At 72.0% G+C, this 8,864-nt stretch carries 12 protein-coding genes; 4 read left to right on the forward strand and 8 right to left on the reverse strand.

The features are described 5' to 3' along the window. Window positions 1–511: MFS transporter (locus FNH05_RS24765; RefSeq protein ID WP_246127929.1), on the reverse strand; the 511-nt coding region annotated here is incomplete at its 3' end. A gap of 63 nt (window positions 512–574) precedes the next feature. Here FNH05_RS24765 and FNH05_RS24770 point away from each other — a divergent pair. After that, window positions 575–1,510, forward strand: coding sequence for a LysR family transcriptional regulator (locus FNH05_RS24770; RefSeq protein ID WP_144591112.1), 936 nt, complete (start codon window positions 575–577; stop codon window positions 1,508–1,510). Here FNH05_RS24770 and FNH05_RS24775 read toward each other — a convergent pair. Together FNH05_RS24775 and FNH05_RS24780 are read right to left on the reverse strand one after the other, a co-directional pair. Then, window positions 1,501–2,937 (reverse strand): leucyl aminopeptidase family protein, encoded by a 1,437-nt coding sequence (locus FNH05_RS24775; RefSeq protein ID WP_144591113.1) that lies wholly within the window; start codon window positions 2,935–2,937, stop codon window positions 1,501–1,503. The two genes, FNH05_RS24770 and FNH05_RS24775, sit on opposite strands and share 10 nt — an antisense overlap. A 102-nt stretch (window positions 2,938–3,039) precedes the next feature. After that, window positions 3,040–3,207: a DUF3117 domain-containing protein gene (locus FNH05_RS24780; protein WP_081617745.1), complete on the reverse strand. Its 168-nt coding sequence runs from the start codon at window positions 3,205–3,207 to the stop codon at window positions 3,040–3,042. A gap of 173 nt (window positions 3,208–3,380) precedes the next feature. On the opposite strand from FNH05_RS24780, the gene FNH05_RS24785 reads away from it, so the two are divergent. Continuing rightward, window positions 3,381–4,175: an enoyl-CoA hydratase-related protein gene (locus FNH05_RS24785; protein ID WP_144591114.1), complete on the forward strand. Its 795-nt coding sequence runs from the start codon at window positions 3,381–3,383 to the stop codon at window positions 4,173–4,175. A 1-nt stretch (window position 4,176) separates the two neighbouring features. On the opposite strand, the gene FNH05_RS24790 is transcribed toward FNH05_RS24785, so the two are convergent. Beyond that, window positions 4,177–4,785 (reverse strand): response regulator transcription factor, encoded by a 609-nt coding sequence (locus tag FNH05_RS24790; RefSeq protein ID WP_144591115.1) that lies wholly within the window; start codon window positions 4,783–4,785, stop codon window positions 4,177–4,179. A gap of 23 nt (window positions 4,786–4,808) precedes the next feature. On the opposite strand from FNH05_RS24790, the gene FNH05_RS24795 reads away from it, so the two are divergent. Then, the gene (locus FNH05_RS24795) at window positions 4,809–5,813 is read left to right on the forward strand and encodes a sensor histidine kinase (RefSeq protein WP_144591116.1); all 1,005 of its coding nucleotides are present in this window, start codon (window positions 4,809–4,811) and stop codon (window positions 5,811–5,813) included. Here FNH05_RS24795 and FNH05_RS24800 read toward each other — a convergent pair. The 4 genes from FNH05_RS24800 to FNH05_RS24815 form a co-directional block, all read right to left on the reverse strand. Beyond that, window positions 5,749–6,498, reverse strand: a complete 750-nt coding sequence (locus tag FNH05_RS24800) for a polysaccharide deacetylase family protein (RefSeq protein WP_144591117.1) — start codon at window positions 6,496–6,498, stop codon at window positions 5,749–5,751. The two genes, FNH05_RS24795 and FNH05_RS24800, sit on opposite strands and share 65 nt — an antisense overlap. Window positions 6,499–6,572: 74 nt before the next feature. Further along, a complete protein-coding gene (locus FNH05_RS24805; RefSeq protein WP_144591118.1) occupies window positions 6,573–7,139 on the reverse strand; it encodes a DNA-3-methyladenine glycosylase I in 567 nt (188 codons plus the stop codon). After that, entirely contained in the window at window positions 7,136–7,591 is a 456-nt protein-coding gene (locus FNH05_RS24810) for an SRPBCC family protein (RefSeq protein WP_144591119.1), read from the reverse strand. Before FNH05_RS24810 ends, FNH05_RS24805 begins: the two co-directional genes overlap by 4 nt. Then, on the reverse strand, window positions 7,588–7,890 hold the full coding sequence (locus FNH05_RS24815) for a DivIVA domain-containing protein (protein WP_144591120.1): 303 nt from the start codon (window positions 7,888–7,890) through the stop codon (window positions 7,588–7,590). Before FNH05_RS24815 ends, FNH05_RS24810 begins: the two co-directional genes overlap by 4 nt. A 220-nt stretch (window positions 7,891–8,110) precedes the next feature. Between FNH05_RS24815 and FNH05_RS24820 the strand changes: the two genes are divergently transcribed. Continuing rightward, window positions 8,111–8,782, forward strand: coding sequence for a lysophospholipid acyltransferase family protein (locus tag FNH05_RS24820; RefSeq protein ID WP_144591121.1), 672 nt, complete (start codon window positions 8,111–8,113; stop codon window positions 8,780–8,782). Window positions 8,783–8,864 lie beyond the last annotated feature (82 nt).

Here is an 8,864-nt window from a genome sequence, read left to right on the forward strand (position 1 = left end):
CGCCGTGGTAGCCCAGTCCCCCTGCCGTGAAACCGGTCGACAGGCGGCCGAGCATGCCGCCGACCGAGTTGCCCGCGATCATGGCGCCGACGGCGGAGGCGACACCGCGCTTTCCGAGCTGTTCGACGAGGTAGGCCGCGGCGACCCCGGGGAAGCCCGCGATCGCGACGCCCTGCAGTGCCCGGAGCACGAGGAGCACCGGATACGACGGGGCGAGCGGGAGAAGCAGGCCGAGCACGGCGGAGGCGAGCACCGACGTGAGGATCACCGGCCGCCGCCCGACGACTTCCGACAGGGTGGCGATCGGGAGCACACCGATCGCGAGGGCCCCGGTGGCGACGCTGATCGCGAGTGAGGCCGCTCCGGCGTCGAGGTGGTACTGCGCGGCGAGCTGGGGCAGCACCGCCTGCGGCGCGTACAGCAGCGCGAAGGACGAGATGCCCGCGGCGGCCACGGCGAGTTTGACGCGCCGGGTGTCCACCCGGCCGGGAGCGAGCAGGTCAGCGGTCACGCAACCGACGCTAAGCTGAGCTAAACAATGCGTCTAATACGTCAAACCGGGGTGATTCATACGATGGTGAATGATTTCCGGGAAGAACTCGCTGACCAGCGGCTCGCCGCCCGGCTCGCCCCCGAACTGGCCCTGCTGGCGGCGCTGAGTGAAACCGGCAACATCACCCGGGCGGCCGAGCGGCTGGGCGTGCCGCAGCCGACCGCGAGCCGCCGTCTCGCCGCGCTCGCCGAGACCGTCGGCGCGCCGCTGGTCGAGCCCGCGGGCCGGGGCATCCGCCTGACCAGGGTCGGCGCGATCCTCGCCGGCACCGCGACCAGAGCACTGACCACGGTCACCGCGGGCGCCCGCCAGGCACGCGAAGAACTCGAGCCGGACAGCGGCCACGTCGTGCTCGGCTTCCTGCACCTGCTCGGTCGCTGGCTGGTGCCGAACCTGCTGCGCGACTTCCGCGCCGGGCACCGCGGCGTCCGGTTCACCCTGGTCCAGGGCTCGCGACAGCGGATCATGGACCAGTTGACCGCGGGCGAAGTGGACCTCGCACTGGTCGCCCCGCTGCCCATCGGCGACCCTGCCTTCGGCGGCACGCTGCTCACCGAACAGGAACTCCTGCTGTCCGTGCCCCGGGGCCACCGGCTGGCCGGGCGGCAGCGGATCCGGTTCGCCGAACTGGCCGACGAGGAGTTCGTCACGCTGGAACCGGGCTACGGCCTCCGCCAGATCGCGGACGCCCTGTGCGCCGAGGCCGGCTTCGAACCCAGGATCGCGTTCGAGGGCCAGGAATCCGACACCGTGCGCGGACTGGTCGCGGCTGGGCTCGGCGTCGCGCTGCTCCCCCGCTTCGGGGCGGGCCACCCCGCCGGAGTCGTGGAAATCCCGCTGTGGCCCAAGGTCACCCGCACCATCGGGCTGGTGTGGCCCGTTGGCGAGCATTTCACCCCCGCCGTCCGCGCCTTCCGCGACCACGTGCGGGACACCCGCTCGCCCCGTCAGGCGTAGGACGCGGCGAACTCCACCAGGGTGCGGGCGGCGAAGCCGGTGGCCCCGGGCACCACGTCCGCGTAGGCCTGTTCGGCCCGGGCCGGACCCGCGATGTCGAGGTGCGCCCACGGCACGTCGCCGACGAACTCGCGCAGGAACAGGGCCGCGGTGATGCCGCCGGGTCCCGTCGGGGTCTGGCGGACGTCGGCCAGCTCGCCGCGTACCGCGTCGGCGTGCTCGTCCAGCAGCGGCATCCGCCACCACGCCTCGCCGACCCGGCCACCGGCGTCGGACAGGCGCCGGGCCAGCTCGTCCTCGGTGGCGAACAGGCCACCGGTCCGCAGCCCGAGTGCCACCTTCATCGCCCCGGTCAGGGTCGCCACGTCGACCACGGCGTCGGGCCGGAACCGGCGGATGCCGTAGACCAGCGCGTCGGCCAGGACCATGCGGCCCTCGGCGTCGGTGTTGCCGACCTCGGTGGTGGTCCCGCCGTAGTGCCGCACCACGTCGCCGGGACGGTACGAACTGCCCGAGACGTGGTTCTCCGCGGCGGGCACGAGCGCGGTGACGCGCACCCCCAGCCGCAGCGAGGCGATCGCGCGGATCGCCGCGATCACCGCGCCGCCACCGGACATGTCGGTGCGCATGAGGTGCATCCCGTCGGCGGGCTTGATGGACAGGCCGCCGGTGTCGAAGGTGATGCCCTTGCCGACCAGCAGCAGATGCCGCGCGGCTCCGCGCGGGCGGTAGGCGAACTCGATCAGCCGCGGCGGGCTGGCGGAACCCCCGCCCACCGCGAGTATCCCGCCGAAGCCCTGCTCGGCGAGCCACTGCTCGTCCCGGACGGTGGCGCTCAGCCCGGGCACCGCCGCGGCCAGCCGCTCGGCGGTCTCCGCCAGCCAGGCCGGGTTCTTGATGTTCGACGGCGTGTTCGCCAGGTCACGGGCCAGTGTGGCGGCCTCGGCCAGCACCCGCACCCGTTCGAGTTGTTCCGTGTAGGCGGGGACGGCCCGCTCGTCGCGGGTCAGCAGCCGCAGGACCGGCAGCGCGGGCCCGGTGTCGGTGGTGACCTTGAACCGGTAGCCGCCGAGCAGTGCCCCGGTGGCGAGCGCCGCGACCTGCCCGCCGGTGACGTCCGCCCCCAGCTCCACCTGCACCGTCTTCAGTGCCGGGCCGTCGGTGACGGCCTGCCGCACCGTGCGGGCGAAGGAGGCACCGGCGGCTCGCCAGTCCTTGTCCTCGCCCTCGCCGACACCGATCGCCCAGCGGAGCGTCCCGCCCGCGACCTCGCGGATCTCACCGGCCTTGCCGGAGTGGCGCACCCCCTCGAACTCCGCCCCCTCGGCCGGGACCAGTACCGCGGTCGGCGCACCGCGGCGGGCGGTGTCGGCGACCTCGACGTCGATCAGCCGACTGGGCAGGGCTGGCAGGGGAAATCGCGCCATCGAGTGACCTCCCGGAGGGGACGGCGAAAGCCGGCGGACGGGACGTCGGCCGGTGGAAGTGGTGCTGTGGTGCTGTGGTGCTGCGGCTGGGCAGCCGGACGCTCAGCTGGTGGCCTCCTGCAGGGCGACGCCCAGGTCCTTGGCCTCCTCGGCGGACAGTTCGACGACGAGTCGACCACCACCCTCGAGCGGAACGCGCATCACGAGGCCCCGCCCCTCCTTAGTCACCTCGAGGGGACCATCTCCGGTCCGGGGCTTCATGGCCGCCATAGCGTGCTCCCTCCGTCTCAACCGGCGCGCCCGGGTCGCGCTTGTCTAAGCCAACCGGGTGTCATCTGCCATTCTCCCTCATCAACATGGGCGCGCGAACGCGGACCGATCTTTTCGTGTTTGCATAGGTGCTGGTATGCGGCTCGCGAGCCCCCATCGGCAGGAGGACATCAGTGACCACCGAGGACGTTCTGCTCACCGTCGACGCGGACGGTGTCCGCACCCTCACGCTCAACCGGCCCAAGGCCTACAACTCACTGACGGTCGAACTCAAGGAGCGCCTGCTGGCGGCACTGCGCGAGGCCGCGGACGCGCCGGAGGTGCGGGCCGTGGTGCTCACCGGCGCGGGCAAGGCGTTCTGCGCGGGGCAGGACCTCAAGGAGCACGTCGCGCTGCTGCAGGCGAACGACCCGCGGCCGCTGCGGACCGTGTCCGAGCACTACAACCCGATCGTGCGGACGATCGTGGAGATGCCCAAGCCCGTGGTGGCCGCGGTCAACGGCCCGGCCGCCGGCGCGGGCGCCTCGCTGGCCTACGCCTGCGACCTGCGGATTTCAGCCAGTTCGGCGAACTTCCTGATGGCCTTCGCCAACGTGGGGCTCGGGCCGGACTCGGGCGCGTCGTGGACGCTGCAGCGCCTGGTCGGCTACGGCCGCGCGTCCGAACTGATGCTGCTGGCCCGCACGGTGGATTCGGCCGAGGCGCTGCGGCTCGGCCTGGTCTCCGAGGTCGTACTGGACGAGGAGCTGGCCAAGCGCGCGCACGCGGTGGCCGCGAAGCTCGCCGCCGGGCCCACCGTCTGCTACGCCAAGATCAAGGAAGTGCTGAGCACCGCCGCGGAGAGCACGCTCGACGAGGCGCTGGCGGCCGAGGACGCCGCGCAGGCCGTTCTCGGGGCGACCGCCGACCACCGGGAAGCGGTCGAGGCCTTCGTCGAGAAGCGCAAGCCCACCTTCCAGGGCAAGTAGCTCACCTCCGCAAGGGGCCTTCCGCCCTGGCAAGCAGGGCCGCCTGGGTGCGGGTGGAGACGCCGAGCTTGGCGAGCAGGTTGCCCACGTGCACCTTGACCGTGCGTTCGGCCAGCCGCAGCCTGCCCGCGATCTCCCGGTTGGACAGCCCCTCCCCGAGGAGCCGCAGCACGTCGCGTTCGCGCGGGGTCAGCGGTTCCTCGGGGGTACCGGTCAGCGCGGCCGTCGCCGAGGCGCTCATCGCCGTGAGTCCGTCGGCCGCCGCCCGCACCGCCGCCACCAGTTCGTCCCCGGTGGAATCCTTGAGCACGAACCCGTCGGCCCCCGCGGCCAGTGCCTGGCGGATCTCGTGCTGCCTGCCGACGGTGGTCAGCATCAGCACCCGGGGGCGCCGCCCCGGGCTCCGCCGGAGCCTGCGCAGCACCTCGAGCCCGTCGATTCCCGGCAGGTACAGGTCGAGGAGCACGACGTCGACGTCCGTGTCCTGCCGGAGGAGGTCCTCACCGCACCCGTACTGTTCGGTCACCTCGATGCCGGGCCGGGTGCCGAGGATGAGCGCCAGCCCCTCCCGGACGAGCGCCTGGTCATCGACGACGGCGACCGTGATCACGGACGCACTCTACTGTCGGGTCCATGCGCCAAGTTTTCGTCACGGCGGTGATCGTGACCGCGGTCTTCCTGGCCGGTGGGGCCTGGTCGCCGCAGCTGGGCTGGCAGGCAGCGCTGCTCAGCGCCGCTCAACTGGCCCCGCTGCTCGGCCGCCGCCGGTGGCCGTCGGCGGCACTGGGCCTGGTGGCCACCGCCACCGTGGCCCGGCTCCTGCTGGCACCGCACAACAACCTGGTGTACCTGCCCGTGCTCGTCGCGTTGTACGGCGTGGCCGGCGTGGTGCGGACCGAACTGTGCCTGCTGGTCGTGGCGGCCGTCGCCGCCGCGGTCTTCCCCTCGAAGGGTCTCCTCGACGGCTCCGTGCTCGCCGCGAGCACCGGGTTCCTGGCCTGGTTGCTGGGCCTGGAACGCTGGCGGCAGTTCGCCGAGCGGACCGACCGGGTGGCCCGCCGCCTGCACGACACGCTGGCCCGGAGCACGGCGGTGATGCTCGTGCAGGCCGAAGCGCTGCGCGCGGCCGGTGAACTCAACGAAACCGACCGGCAGCGTGTCGACACGCTGCTTTCGGCGGGCCGTGGCGCACTGACCCTGGTCCGCCGCACCCTGACCAGCCTGCAGGAAGACCACGAGGAACCCCCGGACCTCCCCGAGGTCCTCGCCCGGCTCCGCACCGCCGGACTGCTGCTGGACCGCGACCCCGACCTGACCGGGCTGCCCCGGTCCGTCCGGACTCTCGCCGAACGGGTGGTGGCCGAGGCCGCGGCCAACGCGCTCCGGCACAACGGTGCCGGGGTGCGGCTCCGGGTCGAGGTGTGCGAGGGCGACGACCGCGTCACCGTGACCGTCCGCAACGCCGCGAAGGTTTCCACCGCACGGCCCGGCTTCGGCCTGTCCGGTCTCGCCGCGCAGGTGCGGGACGCGGGCGGCACGATCCGCTTCGGCCCGCGGGACGGGGAATGGCTGGTCAGTGCGACCCTGCCGATGACAGCAGCTGCGACACGGTCACGAACCGGTACCCGCGCTGCCTGAGCCCGTCGATGATCGGACCCAGCGCGTCCCGGGTCTGCTGCCGCCCCGCGTACATCGCATGGAGCACGACGATCGAACCGGGGCGCACGTGCTCGACGGTGTAGTTCGCGGTGGCGGTGGCACTCGCGTCCACTTCGGGATAGGAGTTGGGCTCCACATCCCACATGATCGTCTTGCGCTGGTGCCCGGCCAGGTAGTGCGGCAGGGCGAACAGTTTCTTGCCGTTCGGCGGCCGGAAGAGGATCTCGCCCGCGTACCCGGTCTGGCGGATCAGCGCGTCGGTCGCCTCGATCTCGTCGGCGACGAAACCCGGAGTCACCAGAACCATCCGCTGGTGGGAAAAGGTGTGGTTGCCGAGTTCGTGCCCGGCCGCGGCGATCTGCCTGCCGAGCTCCGGGTGGGCGGCCAGCTCACGGCCGATCAGGAAGAACGTGGCGGGCACACCGCGGGCGGCGAGGGTGTCCAGGACGGGACGGGTGCCCGCCGGGTCGGGGCCGTCGTCGAAGGTCAGCGCGACCACCTTCTCGGTGGTGTCCACGTGATCGACGATTTCCCCGAAGAACTGGAAGCTCCGCGCATCGGCGACCTTCAGCAGGGCGACCCCGGACCCGAGCACCACGACCAGCGCGGTGACCGCGGCGATCAGCAGGCCGCGTGCCCGCCGGGAAAGCAGGATTCGACGCATGGCGCGAACCCTGCCGTGCCGGGAGTCCGGCCGGAAGCCGCGAAGGTACTAGGACCTTCGGCCGAACCGGGCGCTCAGCCCGCCCGGAAACAGTCCCGGAGGTGGTCGTCGACCATGCCCGTGGCCTGCATGAGCGCGTAACAGGTGGTGGGCCCGAGGAACGCGAAGCCCCGCTTCTTCAGCTCGCGAGCCATCGCCTTGGACTCCGGGGTGATGGCCGGGACCTCGGCCATCGTGGCCGGCCGCGCCCTCGGTCCCGACGGGGCGAACGACCACAGCAACTCGTCCAGCGGCCGGTCCAGTTCCGCGATCGCCCGCGCGTTGTTGATGGCGGCGAGGATCTTCGCCCGGTTTCGCACGATCGAGGCGTCGGCGAGAAGCCGGGCTACGTCCTCGTCGCCGAACTCGGCGACCTTTTCCGGCACGAACCCGGCGAAGGCGCGCCGGAAACCGTCCCGCTTCCGCAGGATGGTCAGCCACGACAGGCCGGACTGGAAGGCCTCCAGGCACAACCGCTCGTACAGCTCGTCCTGGCCGCGGAGCGGCACCCCCCACTCCGAGTCGTGGTAGGCCGCGTAGTCGGGCGCGGAATTGCCCCACGGGCATCGGGCGACCCCGTCGGAACCCAGCAGGCCGGTCATCTCTCCCCCATCGAATAGTTCTCCGCGAACGCCGCGAACCTGCGCAGCGACTCATGCAGACCGAGCCTGAACGCGGGCTTCACCGCGGGCCAGCCGAGTTTGCCGAGCGGCCCGAGCGGCAGGACCAGGCTCTCCGACCACACGAACACCGACTCCTGCGGCCCCTTGGCATGCACGTGGAAGGCGCCGCTTCCCCGCACGACCCGGCCGAGGTGACGGACCGCGCACCGCACCGGCGGCTCCCAAGTGGTGATCTCCATCGTGTCGGTGAACCCGATGCCCCGGACACCGGTGAACGCGGCGATGCGCGACCCCACGCTCCGCCCGTCCCCCGACACCACGCGGACGTCCGTGCCGAGCATCCATTCGTGCTGACGCGGCCAGTCGGTCAGCGCGAGCCAGGTCGTCCCCGCGGGTGCGGCGACCTCGACGGAAACCACCAGATCGCTCATCTCGACCTCTCGCGCTCATCCTCCAACTCCCGCACCCGGGCACGGAGGGTGTCGATCTCACCACCGAGCCGCCGAATCACCCAGTCCACTTCGGACATCTTGTAGCCGCGCAGCACGAGCTGGAACTTCACCGCCTGCACGTCCTCCCCGGTGATGTCACGGACGGGCAGTCTCGTGGGCGAACTGCCCGGCGGCAGCGGGGCGAGCTCTTCACCTCGCCCGAACACGACGGCGGCCAGCAGGAACACCACCGCCGCCACGAGCAGCATGACTACGAGGTAGATGAGCGCGGTCGTCACGCGACGATCGTGACACACGACGGCGTGCCGCGTCCGTCAAGCACGGCGAGTCGCGTGGCGCGGCGCCCGGTGCCGCTTCCGGGGGCGGAGCCGGAGCGTACCGTCGTGGGCGCGACCCGGGGTACCGCCAGGTCACCACTTCGTGGCGGTCTCCCGGCACCCCTGGAGCGGCCGGGCGCGGAAGTGCCATGCTGGGGACGAGATCGGGACTGGAGGAGTCTTGCTACACCTGTTGATCCGGCTGGTACTCGCGCCGCTGGCGCGCTTCGTCTACCGACCGGAGGTCCACGGCGCGGAGAAGGTGCCGAGGACCGGGCCGGTCATCCTGGCGGCCAACCACCGCGCGGCGGTGGACACCTTCGTGATCCCCATCGCCACCCCCCGCCCGGTGTCGTTCCTCGGCAAGGCCGAGTACTTCACCGGACGCGGCCTGAAGGCCCGGTTCGTGGCGGCCTTCCTGAGCGCACTGGGCTACGTCCCGGTGGAACGCGGCAACGCGATGGCCGGGCTGGCCGCGCTCGAAGCCGCCCGCAAGGTGCTCGACAAGGGTGGCGTGTTCGGCATCTACCCGGAGGGCACCCGCTCCCTCGACGGGCGGCTCCACCGCGGGCACACCGGGGTCGGCGCGCTCGCGCTGGCCACCGGGGCCAAGGTGGTGCCGGTGGCGCTCACCGGCACCGAGAAGATGCTGCCGATCGGCAAGAAGGTGCCCCGGCTGGCGAAGGTCACGGTGCGCTTCGGCGATCCGCTCGACTTCTCCCGCTACGACGGTCTCGAGTCCTCTCCGGCGATCCGCCGCGCGGTGACGGACGAGATCATGTACGCCATCCTCGAACTGTCCGAGCAGGAGTACGTCGACAAGTACCACAAGCGCCCTGGCGAAGCCGCCTGAGTCGCTGCCGTGAAGGGTCCCTTCACGGTCGATTCGGCCAGGACCCCGGCAAAGTCGGTCCTTGCATGGGCGAGTCCCACCC

The organism is Amycolatopsis rhizosphaerae (assembly GCF_007713715.1).
In the GTDB taxonomy this organism is placed as follows: domain Bacteria; phylum Actinomycetota; class Actinomycetes; order Mycobacteriales; family Pseudonocardiaceae; genus Amycolatopsis_E; species Amycolatopsis_E rhizosphaerae.

Bases quoted from the DNA above. Each gene is read 5' to 3' on its own strand.
- FNH05_RS24775 (WP_144591113.1), bottom strand. From the start codon at position 2,937: ATGGCGCGATTTCCCCTGCCAGCCCTGCCCAGTCGGCTGATCGACGTC.
- FNH05_RS24795 (WP_144591116.1), top strand. From the start codon at position 4,809: ATGCGCCAAGTTTTCGTCACGGCGGTGATCGTGACCGCGGTCTTCCTG.
- FNH05_RS24810 (WP_144591119.1), bottom strand. From the start codon at position 7,591: ATGAGCGATCTGGTGGTTTCCGTCGAGGTCGCCGCACCCGCGGGGACG.
- FNH05_RS24805 (WP_144591118.1), bottom strand. From the start codon at position 7,139: ATGACCGGCCTGCTGGGTTCCGACGGGGTCGCCCGATGCCCGTGGGGC.
- FNH05_RS24800 (WP_144591117.1), bottom strand. From the start codon at position 6,498: ATGCGTCGAATCCTGCTTTCCCGGCGGGCACGCGGCCTGCTGATCGCC.
- FNH05_RS24770 (WP_144591112.1), top strand. From the start codon at position 575: ATGGTGAATGATTTCCGGGAAGAACTCGCTGACCAGCGGCTCGCCGCC.
- FNH05_RS24780 (WP_081617745.1), bottom strand. From the start codon at position 3,207: ATGGCGGCCATGAAGCCCCGGACCGGAGATGGTCCCCTCGAGGTGACT.